Here is a 14,851-nt window from a genome sequence, read left to right as displayed (position 1 = left end):
TCCTGGCAGTTGAATGTGCGGCCATTCTAGCGTTTACATCACCAGACCCATAGGTAGAATGGCGCCCTTCCGTTTCGAGTCAGAGCAGATCACATGGCGTTGCCGACCTTAAGGATCATTGGTTTCATCATCGGCATCTTCCTGATTACCCTCGCCGTCGGCATGGCTGTGCCCATGGCGACCCTGGTGATCTTCGAGCGCACTGGTGACATGCCCTCCTTCCTCTGGTCGAGCCTGATCACCTTCATCGCCGGCCTGGCCCTGGTGGTACAGGGCCGCCCCGAGCATGTCCACCTGCGCCCGCGTGACATGTACCTGCTCACGGTCAGTAGCTGGCTGGTGGTGTGCGTGTTTGCCGCCCTGCCGTTCCTGCTGACCCAGCACATCAGCTACACCGACGCCTTCTTCGAGAGCATGTCGGGCATCACCGCTACCGGCGCTACCGTACTCAGCGGGCTCGATAACATGTCGCCGGGTATTCTCATGTGGCGCTCGATGCTTCACTGGCTCGGCGGCATCGGCTTCATCGCCATGGCGGTGGCGATCCTGCCATTGCTGCGCATCGGCGGCATGCGCCTGTTCCAGACCGAATCGTCCGACCGCTCGGAAAAGGTCATGCCACGCTCGCACATGGTGGCCAAGTCGATCGTGGGGGTGTACGTCGGCTTCTCTATCCTCGGCTCGCTGGCCTTCTGGTGGGCGGGGATGAGCCCGTTCGATGCAATCAACCACGCCATGTCGGCAATCTCCACCGGCGGCTTCTCCACCTCCGACCAGTCGCTGGCAAAATGGGATATCCCGGCCGTGCACTGGGTCGCGGTGGTGGTCATGATCATGGGCAGCCTGCCGTTCACCCTTTACGTCGCGACCCTGCGTGGCAACCGCAGGGCGCTGATCCGTGACCAGCAGGTGCAAGGTTTGCTGGGCATGCTGGTGGTTACCTGGTTGGTCCTGGGTACCTGGTACTGGTACAGCACCAACCTGCACTGGCTCGATGCCCTGCGCCACGTAGCCTTGAACGTGACCTCGGTGGTCACTACCACCGGCTTCGCCCTGGGCGACTACAGCCTGTGGGGCAACTTTTCGCTGATGCTGTTCTTCTACCTGGGCTTCGTCGGCGGCTGCTCCGGCTCGACCGCAGGCGGTATCAAGATTTTCCGCTTCCAGGTGGCCTACATCCTGCTCAAGGCCAGCCTCAACCAACTGATCCACCCGCGTGCGGTGATCAAGCAGAAATACAACGGCCACCGCCTCGACGAAGACATCGTGCGCTCGATTCTGACGTTCTCGTTCTTCTTCGCCATCACCATCTGCGTCATGGCCCTGTTGCTGTCGTTGCTGGGCGTGGACTGGATGACCGCATTGACCGGCGCTGCCGGCACAGTTTCGGGTGTAGGCCCGGGCCTGGGTGAAGTGATCGGCCCGTCGGGCAACTATGCCACGCTGCCGGATGCGGCCAAGTGGATCCTGGCGGCCGGCATGCTGCTTGGCCGCCTGGAAATCATTACGGTGCTGGTGCTGTGTATGCCGGCGTTCTGGCGTCACTGACCCCCTCGGCGTCCGTGCCGAGGCGGGCGCGGTACTCGCTTGGGGTGGCATCGAACCAGCGGCGGAACGCCCGGTAGAAATTGCTGGGGTCGGCAAAGCCCAGCAGGTAGGCGGTTTCCAGCAGTGTCATGCCCGGCTGGGCCAGGTATTGCTCGGCCAGCTCGCGACGGGTGTCATCAAGCAAGCTCTGGAAACTGGTGCCCTCCTCCTGCAGACGCCGCTGCAAGGTGCGCTGCGACAAGTGCAAGGCCTGGGCCAGGGTTTCGCGCTTGGGTTCCCCCTGCGGCAAGATGCGGCACAACACCTGCCGCACGCGGTGGGTAACCCGGCTTTCGGAAAATCGTGCCAGGTACTCCCCGGCAAAACGGTCGTGCAGCACCGCCATGGCCTCGTTGGCAGTCGGCAGCGGCGCCTCCATGTCGGCCCGTTCGAACACCAGCGCATCGTGCGGCGCGCCGAACACCAGGGGCGAATGGAACGCCACTTTGTACGGCTCGACATTCTTTGGCTGCGGCCCCTGCACCAGTACCCGGCGCGGCTGTACCGGCCGCCCACTGAGCCATTTGCTCAGCGCCAGCGCACAGGCCAGCGATGCTTCGGCACTGTGCCGGGTCGGGGGCAGATGGTCGCCATGCACCGTCAGGATCAGCGAATAGCCCTCGTCGCCAAGGACAAAACTGAGATCGGAGCTTTCGGCGATGATGCGCTGGTACCGCACCAGGCGCTGGAAGCCTTCTGCCAGGGTGCGGCTGGACATCAATGCATAGCCCACCACATGGAACGAAGCCGGCCGTACCACGCGGGCCATGTTCAGGCCAATGGCTTCATTGCCTGACAGCTCCACCGCCAGCTGCCACAGCCGGGTCATGGAATCTTGCGGAAAACGTGCATCGGGGTCGTCGAGGGCAGCGAAGTCCAGCCCCAGTTGCTTGAACATGGACGGGCAGTCCAGCCCTTCCAGTTCGAGCGCCTTCACAATCCCTGATGCCCAGCTGGCTGACGTGGTTCTTTCGCTCATGACAGGCTTCTTTTTACCGACCGCTCCTGCGGTGAACCCCAAGGATACTCATTTGGCGCCTATTGTCACTGGTAGGCCCCGTCAGTCACTCTAGACTCGAATCAGGCTCCACGCCGTGCATCTTGTCCAGAAGTATTAATCCCGGAGCACTGCCATGAACCGCACAGCGCAGTATCGCAGTTTTGCCGAGTTCTATCCTTACTACCTGGGGGAGCACAGCAACCCCACCTGCCGCCGCCTGCACTTTGTCGGCACCAGCTTGGTAATAGCGCTGCTGGCCTACACCATTGGCAGTGGCAAGTGGTTGCTTTTGCTGGCCGTGCCGCTGTTCGGCTATGGCTTCGCCTGGGTCGGGCACTTCTTTTTCGAAAAGAACCGGCCGGCGACCTTCACCTACCCGCTGTACAGCCTGGCCGGGGATTTCGTGATGTTCCGGGATATCTTGCTGGGCAAGATCCGGCTGTAGACATTGAGGGCGGGTTGCGGCCCCATGGTTCTGCAGCCTCTAAGCCGGCTCACGCGACGCCGCCACTGCCTGCGCTTCCCGCGCCTGGGCATCGGCCAACCGATACAGCTCGATACGGCCATCCCAATGCTCGATCAGCGCCGTGCACGACTCCACCCAGTCTCCGCAATTGAGGTAGTCCACCTCGCCCACCTTGCGGATCTCGGCATGGTGGATATGCCCACACACCACCCCGTGCAAACCACGCCGGGTGCACTCATGGGCAATGGCATCCTCGAAGTCGCTGATGAAGTTCACCGCGCCCTTGACCTTGTGCTTCAGGTACGCCGACAGCGACCAGTAACCATAGCCATACCGCGCACGCCAGTGGTTGAGCCAACGGTTGAGCACCAACGTGAACCCGTAGGCACGATCACCGAGAAACGCCAGCCAGCGGTGGTAACGGGTAATCACGTCGAACTGGTCACCATGGATCACCAGCAGGCGGCGGCCATCGGCGGTCAGGTGTTCGGCCTCATCCACCAGCTGGATGTTGCCCAGGATCAGCTTCGAGTAGCGGCGCAGGAATTCGTCATGGTTGCCGGTGACGTAGATCACCTCGGTACCGCGCTTGCTCATGGTCAGCAAGCGGCGGATCACGTTGGTGTGGGCTTGTGGCCAGTAAATGCCACCGCGCAGTTTCCAGCCATCGATGATGTCGCCTACCAGGTACACGCGGTCGGCCTGGTAGCCCTTGAGGAACTGCGACAGGTGTTCGGCCTGGCAGTCGCGTGTCCCCAGGTGGACATCGGAGATCCACAGGGTACGCACGCGTTGCTTGCGCGAGGGACGGGAGAGTTCGGCATGGGTCATGGACAGGCTCCGGCGCAGTTTGCTGGAGACTGGCAGGCGCGCATGACAGCGCCGTGGCAAAACGGTTACCGGTGATCGCCTGCCGGGAATGAGGCACAATGCGGATCTGCCCTGCGAGGACGCCCCCATGACCGCCGGCCCGATACTCTCGCTGCGCCATTACCGCGACAGCCTGATCGCCCACAGCCACGAACACCCGCAACTGGTGTTCGGCCTGCGTGGCCGCCTGGAGTTCGAGGTACAGGGGCAAGGCGCCGGGATCGACCGGCAAGGGCTGGTCGTGGTCCCGGCAGGCGCGCATCACACCTGCGCCAGCGATGGCGGCAGCCACTGCCTGGTGCTTGATGTGCCTGGCGAGCAGTGGCTGCACGAGCAGCTGGGCGAGCATGCCGATGCCAGCCGCCGCCTGCTCGACCGCCCCGCCGCGCTGGGCCTGGACGACCGTCAGCAACAGTTGGTGGACTGGCTGGCGGCCAGCCCCATGGACGACCCGCTGATTGCCCGGCAAGGCGCAGCGCTGTTGCTGGCCAGCCTCAACTGCACGGCAGCAGCCAACGTGCGCCCCAGCCAGCGCCTACCCTATGCAGCCTTCGATGCCCATATCGAGCAGCATGCTGCCTACCCGTTGCAGGTCGCCGACCTGGCGCGCATCGCCGGGCTGTCCGGCGCCCGGCTGCATGCGCGGTTTACTGCCGAATGCGCCATGACACCGATGGACTACATTCGCCAGCGGCGCTTGCTCAAGGCGCGGCGGCTGGTGGTGCAGACCGTGCTACCGATGAGTGAAATTGCGGCGCAGGTGGGGTATTGCTCGCAGAGTGCGTTTTCAGCGGCGATGTTGCGGGCGTTCGGGTGTACGCCAATGGCTTTGCGGCGAGAGCCTGGCGACAACTGACAGCAGTCTTGCGACAGAAATCGTTGGCCTGTGGTTTTACACTTTGCCAGTGCCGGCCTCTTAGCAGCACAAGGCTGCTCCCACAGAATACGCACAGTCCCTGTAGGAGCAGCCTTGTGCTGCGAAGAGGCCGGCAACGTCGATAAAGATCTTGAGCAAGGACCACCATGAACCACCGCACCGCCCTCGGCGCCCTGCACATTGGCGCGCTGTTCTTCGGCCTGACCGGCGTCTTCGGCAAACTGGCCGCCACTGCCAGCCCGGCGATCATCGTCTTCGGCCGCGCCGCCTTCGCCGTACTCGCCCTGGCCCTGTTCGCCAGCCTGACCGGCCCGGGCTGGCAGCGCCTGAGCAGCCAGGGTATCCGTCGCCTGCTGCTCGGCGGTGTGCTGCTGGCCGGTCACTGGGTCAGTTTCTTCATTGCCGTCAAAGTTGGCGGCGTGGCCATCGCCACCCTCGGTTTCGCCAGTTTCCCGGCCTTCACCGTCATCCTCGAAGGCCTGCTGTTCCGCGAGCGCATCCGCCGCAACGAGGCCGTGCTGGTGCTGCTGGTCAGCATCGGCCTGATACTGGTCACGCCAGATTTCGACCTGGCCAGCGAGGCCACTGGCGGCCTGCTCTGGGCACTGCTGTCAGGGCTGCTGTTCTCGCTGCTGTCCCTCACCAACCGCGCCGGCTCCGGGCGTTTGCCAGCAGTACAGGCTGCCCTGTGGCAGAACCTGGTGGTAGGCCTGTGCCTGCTGCCGTTCGCCGCACCAGGTCTGGCAGGCGTGGCGGCCATGGACTGGCTGTGGATCGCCCTGCTCGGCATCTTCTGCACCGGCGTGGCGCACAGCCTGTTCGTCGCCAGCCTGGCGGTGATCAAGGCGCGCACCGCCGCCGTGGTGTTCGGCATGGAGCCGGTCTATGGCATTGCCGTGGCCTGGGTGGTGTTCGCCGAAACCCCGACCTTGCGCATGCTGCTGGGCGGCGCGTTGATCATCTTCGCCATCGTGCTGTCCAGCCGCATGACCCGAGAACAACCACCCAAGCAGCGGCCACTGGCCGAGGGCGCCTGATCAGCGGTCGTTGTGGCCAAGGTCACGCTGCGGGTCGATCTGGTCGCGTACCCGCTGTTTCAGCACCTTGGCCTCGGGGAAGCCGCCGTCGGCCTTGCGCTCCCAGATCTGCACGCCATTGCAGGTAATGCAGAAGACCCCGCCGGTGCCCGGTGACAGCGCGACCTGGCCAAGGTCGTCGGCAAACGTGCTGAGCAGTTCCTGGGCCAGCCAGGCAGCGCGCAGCAGCCACTGGCACTGGGTGCAATAAGTGATGACGATTTCGGGCTTGTTGTCGGCCATGCTGAGGCATCTCCAGGTAAGGGGCCGCTTATACTAGCGGTCTTTAGCCCACGGTTTGAGACTCACGATGCGCCGTTTGCTGTGCTGTTTGCTGCTCGCCCTCACCTCCTTCATGGCTGCCGCTGCGGAACCTGCCAGGCCCAAGGTCGGCTTGGTGTTGTCGGGGGGTGCCGCCCGTGGCCTGGCCCACATCGGCGTGCTCAAGGCACTGGAGGAACAGGGCGTGCGCATCGACGCCATCGCCGGCACCAGCATGGGCGCAGTGGTCGGCGGGCTTTACGCTTCGGGCTACAGTGTCGCAGAACTGGAAAAGCTCGCCACCACCCTGGACTGGCAACAGGCGCTGTCCGATGCCCCGCCGCGCAAGGACGTGCCGTTCCGGCGCAAGCAGGATGATCGCGATTTCCTGGTCAAGCAAAAGCTCAGCTTTCGCGACGACGGCAGCCTGGGCCTGCCGCTGGGGGTGATCCAGGGCCAGAACCTGTCACTGCTGCTGGAAAGCAAACTGGCGCACACCGCCGATACCCGCGATTTCGACAAGCTGCCCATCCCCTTTCGCGCTGTAGCCACTGACATCGCCAGTGGCGAAAAGGTGGTGTTCCGCCGCGGCCATCTGCCCCAGGTCATCCGTGCCAGCATGTCGATCCCCGCCGTGTTTGCCCCGGTCGAACTGGACGGCCGCCTGCTGGTGGACGGCGGCATGGTCGACAACATCCCCGTCGACGTGGCCCGCGAAATGGGCGTGGACCTGGCCATCGTGGTCGACATCGGTACCCCGCTGCGCGATCGCAAGCAACTGCTGACCGTGGTCGACGTGCTTAACCAGTCGATTACCCTGATGACACGGCGCAATTCGGAAGAACAACTGGCCAGCCTGCAGCGCGATGACATCCTCATCCAGCCATCGCTAGCTGCCTTCGGCGTGACCGACTTCGGCCGTGCCCGGGACATGATCGACGCCGGTTACCGCGCCACCCGCCTGCTCGACCAACGCCTGGCTGCCCTGCGCGAGCCTGAGGGTGACAGCAACCTGGCCGTGGCCCGCTCGCCACGCCAGCGCACGCCGGTGATCACCGCGATCCGGATCGAGAACGACTCCAAGGTCAGCGACGACGTGATCCGCTCTTACATCCGTCAGCCGATCGACGCCCCCCTTGAGCTGGACCGCCTGCAGACCGACATGGGCACGCTCTACGGCCTGGACTACTTCGACCGGGTGCAGTATCGCGTGGTGCACAAGGGCAACGACAACACCTTGGTGATCAACGCCCGCGGTCGACGCGGCGGCACCGACTACCTGCGCCTGGGCCTGAACCTTTCGGACGACCTGCGCGGTGACAGCGCCTTCAACCTGGGCGCCAGCTACCGGGTCAATGGCATCAACAGCCTGGGTGCCGAGTGGCTGACCCGTGGCCAGATCGGCGACCAGCAAGAACTGTACAGCGAGTTCTACCAGCCGCTGGACGTTGGCTCGCGCTATTTCATTGCGCCGTACCTGGATTTCAGCTCACAGAACATCGAAGCCACCCTGGACAACGACCCCGTCGCAGAGTACCGCCTGGAACGCTACGGCTTTGGCCTGAACCTCGGCCGCCAGATTGGCACCAACGGTGAAGTACGCCTGGGCGTGGGCAAGGCCTGGGGCGAGGCCGAGGTACGCATTGGCGACCAGGACCTGCCCAAGGTCAGCTTCAACGAGGGCTTCTATGAACTGAAGTATTCGTTCGACACCCTCGACAACGTGTATTTCCCGCACAGCGGTGAGGACATTGGCCTGACCTTGCGCAAGTACGACAAATCGCTGGACTCCGACCAGGATTACCGGCAGTGGCTGTTCAACCTGGACAAGGCCATCAGTAGCGGGCCGAACACCTTCGTGCTGGGCGGACGCTACGGGCGCACCCTGGACGCTACCGAAGTGGTGACGTCCAGCTTCGTGATGGGTGGGGCACGAGAGCTGTCTGGCTTTCGCCAGGACTCGGTGTCGGGGCAGAACGTGAGCCTGCTGCGCATGGTCTATTACCGCCGGCTGACGCCACGGGCCTACGTACCGCTGGACTTCCCGCTGTACATTGGCGGGTCGCTGGAACGTGGGCGCGCGTGGAACAACGACAACGAGTTCGACAGCGGCTACATCAATGCGGCGAGCATCTTCCTGGGGCTGGAAACGCCTCTGGGGCCGCTGAACTTCAGCTACGGCACCAACAGTGCGCATGAGCAGGCGGTGTACCTGAACCTGGGGCATACCTTCTGATTCGCCGGGGGCCGCAAAGCGACCCCAGGGGCCCTCAGGACTTCTCGAGGTTGGACAGGATCGTGGCATGCACCCGCATGCACACCTGCAACTCTGCCTCGTCCACCCCGGTGAAAAGCTCCAACCGCAGCTGGTTGGCGATGGTTTCGATCTGGTCGATCAGCGGCTTGGCCGGCGGGCACAGCAAGATCTTCTTGGCCCGCCGGTCTTCCACCACCGCCTGCCGGCGCACCAGCCCTTGTGCTTCCAGGCTGTCGAGCAGGCGCGCCAGGGTCGGGCCTTCAACGCCCACGCTCTGGGCCAGCTCACGCTGAGTAGGGGCTTCTTCGAAACGCGCCAGGTGCAGCAACACCAGCCAGCGCGCCTGGGACAGGTTGAGCCCGGCCAGGCGGCGGTCCAGTTCGGCACGCCAGCCCCGGGACATCTGGGCCAGCTGCATGCCGAAGCGGTGTTGGTTGTCGGTCAGGGGCATAAGCAACTCATTGAACAGATCTAATTATTAGGCAGCTAACCATGCCCTTTCCGACGAGGCAAGGCTCGCGCGCCCTTCGCCGTTCGATAATCGTCAAAAAGCATGACAAAGGTCAGCAGATGGCGGTTCTGCCCTCGATCTGACTGCCCGTCACATCTCGAACTCGGCCGCCAGCGCCGCACGCACGCAATACAGCACACCCTCCGGCACCCGTGCCCCGAACTGGGGCGCAATGGCCGAAACCGGCGGCAGTTCGCCCTCGCCATCCAGGAAGGCGTCCTGTACTTCCATCAGCAGGTCTTCCGGCAGGTCGAGGGCCTGGTAAAGGCTAAGCTCCTGGCGGCCCAACGCCTCGGCCAGCAGGCTATACACGTTCTTCTCGCTGCAGTTGAGCTGCCCGGCGATCTGCGCCGGGGTCATGCCGGCCCGGGCCAGGCTGACCAGTTCGTGGCGCAGGTCGAGTACCACTTTCGGCGCCTCTTCGGTGCCACCGCTGTTGTTCAGTACCTCGAGGAACGCCTGGCCATAACGCTCCAGCTTGCGCGCCCCCACACCGCTGACCTGGGCCATATCGCTGAGGCTGACCGGCTGGCTGCGCAGCATTTCCAGCAGCGTCGAGTCGGGGAAGATGACATAGGGCGGCACACTGTGCTCCTCCGCCAGCTTGCGCCGCAGGGTACGCAGCGCTTCCCACAGCTCGCGCTCCTCGGCACGCACCAACTGGCTGGCCGGGCTGCCACCGCTGGACGATGAGGTCTTGGCCGTGGTCTGCGGCTTGAGGTCGCGACGCAGTTGCAAGGTCACCTCGCCGCGCAGCAGTGGCCGGCAGCTGTCGGACAGGCGCAGGCCGCCATAGCCCTCCAGGTCGATGTCGACCAGCCCACGCGCCACCAGCTGGCGGAACAACGAACGCCACTCGACCTCGGCCAGGCCCTTGCCGACGCCGAACACCGACAGCTTCTCGTGGCCGAAATTGCGCACCTTCTCGTTGTCCTTGCCCAACAGCACATCGACCAGGTGGCCGACACCATAGCGCTGGCCAGTGCGGAAAACCGCCGACAGCGCCTGACGGGCCGGCTCGGTGGCGTCCCAGGTCTGAATGTTGTCGACACAGTTGTCGCAGTGCCCGCACGGCTGCTCGAGGATTTCATCGAAATAGGCCAGCAACGACTGGCGGCGGCAGCGGGTCTCTTCACACAACGCCAGCATGGCGTCGAGCTTGTGCTGCTCGATGCGCTTGTGGCGCTCGTCTCCTTCGGAGTTCTGCAGCATCTGCTTGAGCATGACCATGTCCTGCAGGCCGTAGGCCATCCAGGCATCGGATGGCAAGCCGTCCCGGCCGGCACGGCCGGTTTCCTGGTAATAGGCCTCAAGCGACTTGGGCAGGTCGAGGTGGGCAACGAAGCGCACGTTGGGTTTGTCGATACCCATGCCGAAGGCAATGGTGGCGACCATGATCAACCCTTCCTCATTGAGGAAGCGGTGCTGGTTGGCAGAACGGGTCTCGGCAGCCAGGCCGGCATGATAAGGCAATGCCGGGAAACCCTGATCACAGAGGAAGGCTGCCGTTTCGTCGACCTTCTTGCGCGACAGGCAGTACACAATGCCCGCGTTGCCGCGGCGCTCGCCAAGGAAGGCCATCAGCTGCTTGCGCGGCGCTTCCTTGGGTACGATGCGATAGAAGATGTTCGGCCGGTCAAAGCTCGACAGGAAGCGCTCGGCGCCTTGCAGGTGCAGGCGCTGGACAATCTCTTCGCGGGTGCGCATATCGGCGGTGGCGGTCAGCGCAATGCGCGGCACATGCGGGAACAGCTCGGCCAATTGCCCCAGTTGCAGGTATTCGGGGCGGAAATCGTGGCCCCACTGCGACACGCAGTGCGCCTCGTCGATGGCAAACAGCGAGATGTCCAGATCGCGCAGGAAATCGAGCATGCGCGGCTGCACCAGGCGCTCCGGCGCCAGGTACAGCATCTTCACTTCGCCACGGCGCAGGCGCCCGGCCAGTTCACGCTGCTGCTCCGCCGTCAGGGTAGAGTTCAGCGCGGCAGCCGACACGCCCAGTTCGTCCAGCGTGGCGACCTGGTCGTCCATCAACGCAATCAGCGGTGAGACCACCACCGTCAGGCCCGGGCGCAGCAGCCCCGGCACCTGGAAACACAGCGACTTGCCGCCACCAGTGGGCATCAGCACCAGGGCATCGCCGCCATTGGCCACGCATTCGATGATTGCTGCCTGGCGCCCACGGAAACTGTCGTAGCCGAAGATGTCCTTGAGAACGCGCTGAGCCTGTTCGAGCATGTGCAACTCCACAAATCGCCGTACCACCCTGCATACAGGCTGGACGAAAAACCCGCTCCGCACACGCCAAATGCGTAAGCGGTTTTTGCCAGGGGCCGATAAAATCTGCCCCTGCATGAAAAATCGCGGAGTATACCGCAGCACCGCACTGCACAGGGCACCATGGTGATAGACGTTCCCTTTACCCCGCTACCCTTGCTTGGTGCTAGAATTCGGTATCGTTTATTCCCCAAGGTAGCCCTGTAATGTCCTTCGCCGAGCAACTGACCCGCCTGCAAGCCTTCCTCGACGCCGACGAGCTGCACGAAGAGGCGCTGGACTACGTCGCCGCCCACGGCTACCTGACCGCCCTGTCGATCAACGCCGAGGACGTGCCCGAGCGCGAATGGATCGACGCCTTGTTCGCCGAAGAGCCGCACTACGCCAGCGAGGCCCAGCGCACCGAGATCGAAGCCACCCTGGTGGCGTTGAAAGCGCACATCGCCCGCCAGCTGGCCAGCGACGAAGAATTCGACCTGCCATGCGACCTCGACCTGACCGACGAGCCGGATGATTCCGACCTGCGCGGCTGGTGCATTGGCTTCATGGAAGGCGTGTTCCTGCGTGAAGAGGCCTGGTTCGAGAACGCTGAAGAAGAAGTCAGCGAAATGTTGCTGCCGATCATGGTGGGCTCTGGCCTGTTCGACGAACAGCCAGAGTTCGCCGACATCGCCAGCAACGCCAACCTGCAGGATGACATGATCGTCCAGATCCCCGAGGCGCTGAGCGCATTGTTCCTGCTGCTGCACGCCCCTGACGAAAAACCGGCGCTGCTCAAGCCACGCCACCACTGAGTCGCCTGTGCGCTACCTGCTGCTGGCCATCGGCTGGCTCAGCGTTGCGCTGGGGGTGTTGGGGATATTCCTTCCGGTATTGCCCACCACCCCTTTCCTGCTTTTGGCGGCAGCCTGCTTTGCCCGCAGTTCGCCGCGCTTTCACCACTGGCTGGTCCATCACCCGAAGCTCGGGCCATGGATCCGCGACTACCTCAGTGGTGAAGGCATCCCCCTCAAGGGCAAGGTCTACGCCATCGGCCTGATGTGGGCCAGCATTGGCCTGTCGTGCTATCTGGTGCCCCTGTTCTGGGCACGCGCCTTCATGTTGACCAGCGCTGTATTGGTAAGCCTCTATATCGTCAGGCAGAAAACCCTGCACACACCGAAGTGACATTTTTTTGTCGCCAAATATCACTTTCGCCTAACGGTCGTTTTCTTTATCCGAAATGGTTCTGGAACCACACAAAAGCCTTGTATTCATTGGCTTTCTTGCCTTTTCGCGCGCTTGCCAGCACAAAGTTTCGCTGCCCTTGTTAGACAATATATGTCTTATATGGCTATTTGATATGAAGAAATCTTCTTATCTATCGCGTTGAATGTACTTAGCTGTGTTGTTAAAAACCTGCAACACTATACGCGATAATTTTATCGTCATTTTTTTGGCGAGCAGCAGGATCAATTCCAGGATCAGGGAGATGTACCATGCGCGTTTTGAACCCCATCACCAGTGCATTACTGTTGGCCCTGGCGAGTGCCAACGTACAGGCGATGTCGATCACCGAGGCCGTCCAGAGCGCCGTGGACTACCACCCGCAGGTAAGCTCCAACCGTAACAGCAAGCTGTCGGCCGATGAAGACGTCAAGTTTGCGCGTGGTGGCTACTACCCTTCCGTGGATTTGGTTGCTGGCTATGGCCGCCAGCGTTCGGACAATGCCACCACCCGTGCCGAGGGTAACCACAACAAGGAAACCCTCAACTACACCCAGTCCGAGCTACGCCTGCGGCAGATGATTTTCGACGGTTTCAACACCGCGAACGAAGTGGGCCGCACCGAAGCGGTTTCCACCTCCCGCGCCTACTACACCCAGGCAGTTGCCCAGGATGTCGCCCTGCGTGCGATCGAGGTATACCTGGAAGTGCTCAAGCGCCGTGAGCTGGTAACCCTGGCCAAGAACAACCTGCAAGCCCACCTGCGCGTCAACGACCAGATCGGCCTGCGTAACGAGCGCGGCGTTGGCAGCACCGCCGACCTCGACCAGTCCCGCGCCCGTCGCGCCCTGGCGGAAAACAACCTGGATACCGCCGAAGTGGACCTGGCCGATGCCGAGGCCAACTTCTTCAGCGTGATCGGCCGTGCCCCGGACGAACTGGAAAGCCCGCCGACCATCAAGGGCGAGGTGCCTGAGACCCTCGACGGCGCGCGCGACAGCATGCGCCAGAACAACCCCTACATCAAATCGGCACAGGCTGACGTCAACGCCGCCGAGCAGCAATACGAAGTGGGCAAGTCGACCTTCTACCCGCGCTTCGACGCCATTCTTGCAACCGGTGCCAACAACAACACCGGTGGCGAAAAAGGCCACAACAACAACGATTGGCAGGCCGGCGTAGAGATGAACTACAACCTGTTCCGCGGCGGCAGCGACAAGGCCCGCCTGCAGTCTGACGCGCACAAGATCAACCAGGCCCTGGACATCCGCAACAACGCCCTGCGTGAGCTGACCGAAAACCTGAGCCTGGCGTGGAACGCCATGAACAATGCCAGCAAGCAGCTGCCTACCGCGCGTGAATACGCCGAGACCACCAAGCGCGTGCGCGCCGCTTACCAGGACCAGTTCGGCCTGGGCCAGCGTACCCTGCTGGACGTGCTTGACAGTGAAAACGAGCTGTACAACGCCGACCGCCGTTACACCGAAGTCCGCTACACCGAGGAATTCTCGCGCTACCGCGTGCTGGCGACCATGGGTGAGCTGTTGAGCAAACAGCGTATTTCGCTGCCGCCAGAGGCGCTGGCTACCACGGAAGTGCGTACCGAGGCGCGTCTACCTGAGATGCGTTGATCGGCTTCAAGTTCTGGAGGCCGCTTTGCGGCCCTTTCGCCGGCAAGCCAGCTCCCACAGGTACTGCATAGGCTTCAAACTTTGTGCAGCTGCCTGTGGGAATAAAAGCATGAGCCTTGACACTGTAACTGTGGGAGCTGGCTTGCCGGCGATAGGGCCCTCACGGGCACCTCAACCCTCACCATGGTTACGCTGGAACGTCTCCACCCCCATGGCCCTGATCTGCCCCTCGATCAACGCCTCGAACGGCGCCAGCAGCGCATCGAAGCTGGCAGGTTGCTCCAACGCATTCAAAGCCCCCACCACTGCCTCTATGGTCGATAGCGCCCCCGCCTCCGGCGCCTTGCGCAGCCGATAACGCGAAGGCGCGACTGCCCACAGCGTCACCCTCGGCAACCCTTCCAGCAGCGGGTTCATGTACAGCAGCTTGCGCGCCTTGCGCCAGGTGCCGTCGGGCACGATCAGCAGCAACGGCGTGTCATCGACCTTGCCATAGGCTGTCAGCACCTGAGCGTCATCGCCCGGGAACAGCAAGGCCGGCCGGTAACCAGGCGTTGCCAGCAATTCACCCAGATCATCGAATACCTCGCCCACCCGCAGCTCGGCGTTGTTCAGGCCAAGGGCAGCAAGGCGCGCAGTGTTCAGGGCATGGGCGGTTTCACTGGGGTGCTGCAGCAGGATGACGCGGGTGCGGCTGTCGAGCGCGGGGATCAGTGGGCAGAGGCAATGGTCGAGCGGGCGCTGGCAGCGCTCGCAGCGGGGTCTGGGCATGGGGTTCTCCTTGGCGGGAACAGTGTGCCACAGAACCGGGGCCCGCTTTGCGGCCCCAGCG

Annotated in this window: 14 protein-coding genes; 8 read left to right on the top strand and 6 right to left on the bottom strand. The window is 63.1% G+C overall.

Annotation, left to right across the window (positions count from 1 at the left end; genetic code table 11):
- Positions 1–93 precede the first annotated feature (93 nt).
- Complete coding sequence (locus LU684_RS20420) at positions 94–1,548, top strand: TrkH family potassium uptake protein (RefSeq protein WP_016488521.1); 1,455 nt, start codon at positions 94–96, stop codon at positions 1,546–1,548.
- Here the strand turns inward: LU684_RS20420 and LU684_RS20415 are convergent.
- The gene (locus LU684_RS20415; protein ID WP_016488522.1) at positions 1,505–2,566 is read right to left on the bottom strand and encodes an AraC family transcriptional regulator; all 1,062 of its coding nucleotides are present in this window, start codon (positions 2,564–2,566) and stop codon (positions 1,505–1,507) included. The two genes, LU684_RS20420 and LU684_RS20415, sit on opposite strands and share 44 nt — an antisense overlap.
- Positions 2,567–2,720: 154 nt before the next feature.
- Here LU684_RS20415 and LU684_RS20410 point away from each other — a divergent pair, with 154 nt between their 5' ends.
- Positions 2,721–3,032, top strand: coding sequence for a DUF962 domain-containing protein (locus LU684_RS20410; RefSeq protein ID WP_016488523.1), 312 nt, complete (start codon positions 2,721–2,723; stop codon positions 3,030–3,032).
- Positions 3,033–3,071: 39 nt separating this feature from the next.
- Here the strand turns inward: LU684_RS20410 and LU684_RS20405 are convergent, their stop codons facing one another.
- Positions 3,072–3,884 (bottom strand): UDP-2,3-diacylglucosamine diphosphatase, encoded by an 813-nt coding sequence (locus LU684_RS20405; protein WP_016488524.1) that lies wholly within the window; start codon positions 3,882–3,884, stop codon positions 3,072–3,074.
- Between the two features lie 127 nt (positions 3,885–4,011).
- Between LU684_RS20405 and LU684_RS20400 the strand changes: the two genes are divergently transcribed.
- Both LU684_RS20400 and LU684_RS20395 read left to right on the top strand, forming a co-directional pair.
- The gene (locus LU684_RS20400) at positions 4,012–4,779 is read left to right on the top strand and encodes a helix-turn-helix domain-containing protein (RefSeq protein WP_016488525.1); all 768 of its coding nucleotides are present in this window, start codon (positions 4,012–4,014) and stop codon (positions 4,777–4,779) included.
- 167 nt (positions 4,780–4,946) lie between these two features.
- The gene (locus tag LU684_RS20395) at positions 4,947–5,837 is read left to right on the top strand and encodes a DMT family transporter (protein WP_232894980.1); all 891 of its coding nucleotides are present in this window, start codon (positions 4,947–4,949) and stop codon (positions 5,835–5,837) included.
- Here the strand turns inward: LU684_RS20395 and LU684_RS20390 are convergent, their stop codons facing one another.
- On the bottom strand, positions 5,838–6,119 hold the full coding sequence (locus LU684_RS20390) for a SelT/SelW/SelH family protein (RefSeq protein WP_016488527.1): 282 nt from the start codon (positions 6,117–6,119) through the stop codon (positions 5,838–5,840).
- A gap of 67 nt (positions 6,120–6,186) precedes the next feature.
- Here LU684_RS20390 and LU684_RS20385 point away from each other — a divergent pair, with 67 nt between their 5' ends.
- On the top strand, positions 6,187–8,373 hold the full coding sequence (locus LU684_RS20385) for a patatin-like phospholipase family protein (RefSeq protein ID WP_210668651.1): 2,187 nt from the start codon (positions 6,187–6,189) through the stop codon (positions 8,371–8,373).
- 34 nt (positions 8,374–8,407) lie between these two features.
- On the opposite strand, the gene LU684_RS20380 is transcribed toward LU684_RS20385, so the two are convergent.
- The gene (locus tag LU684_RS20380) at positions 8,408–8,845 is read right to left on the bottom strand and encodes a MarR family transcriptional regulator (protein WP_016488529.1); all 438 of its coding nucleotides are present in this window, start codon (positions 8,843–8,845) and stop codon (positions 8,408–8,410) included.
- A 150-nt stretch (positions 8,846–8,995) separates the two neighbouring features.
- Positions 8,996–11,143: a DNA helicase RecQ gene (gene recQ, locus LU684_RS20375; protein WP_232894979.1), complete on the bottom strand. Its 2,148-nt coding sequence runs from the start codon at positions 11,141–11,143 to the stop codon at positions 8,996–8,998.
- Positions 11,144–11,388: 245 nt separating this feature from the next.
- On the opposite strand from recQ, the gene LU684_RS20370 reads away from it, so the two are divergent.
- From LU684_RS20370 to LU684_RS20360, 3 genes are all read left to right on the top strand, one after another.
- Positions 11,389–11,976 (top strand): YecA/YgfB family protein, encoded by a 588-nt coding sequence (locus LU684_RS20370; protein ID WP_010955200.1) that lies wholly within the window; start codon positions 11,389–11,391, stop codon positions 11,974–11,976.
- A 7-nt stretch (positions 11,977–11,983) separates the two neighbouring features.
- A complete protein-coding gene (locus LU684_RS20365; RefSeq protein ID WP_016488531.1) occupies positions 11,984–12,349 on the top strand; it encodes a YbaN family protein in 366 nt (121 codons plus the stop codon).
- A gap of 311 nt (positions 12,350–12,660) precedes the next feature.
- Positions 12,661–14,019, top strand: coding sequence for a TolC family outer membrane protein (locus LU684_RS20360; protein WP_016488532.1), 1,359 nt, complete (start codon positions 12,661–12,663; stop codon positions 14,017–14,019).
- Positions 14,020–14,190: 171 nt separating this feature from the next.
- Here the strand turns inward: LU684_RS20360 and LU684_RS20355 are convergent, their stop codons facing one another.
- Positions 14,191–14,790, bottom strand: coding sequence for a tRNA-uridine aminocarboxypropyltransferase (locus LU684_RS20355; protein WP_232894977.1), 600 nt, complete (start codon positions 14,788–14,790; stop codon positions 14,191–14,193).
- Positions 14,791–14,851: the final 61 nt, after the last annotated feature.

Origin of the sequence: Pseudomonas sp. NMI542_15, assembly GCF_021283425.1 — a bacterium.
GTDB classification, from domain to species: Bacteria; Pseudomonadota; Gammaproteobacteria; order Pseudomonadales; family Pseudomonadaceae; genus Aquipseudomonas; species Aquipseudomonas fortuita.
This window is presented reverse-complemented; position numbering and strand designations above follow the sequence as displayed.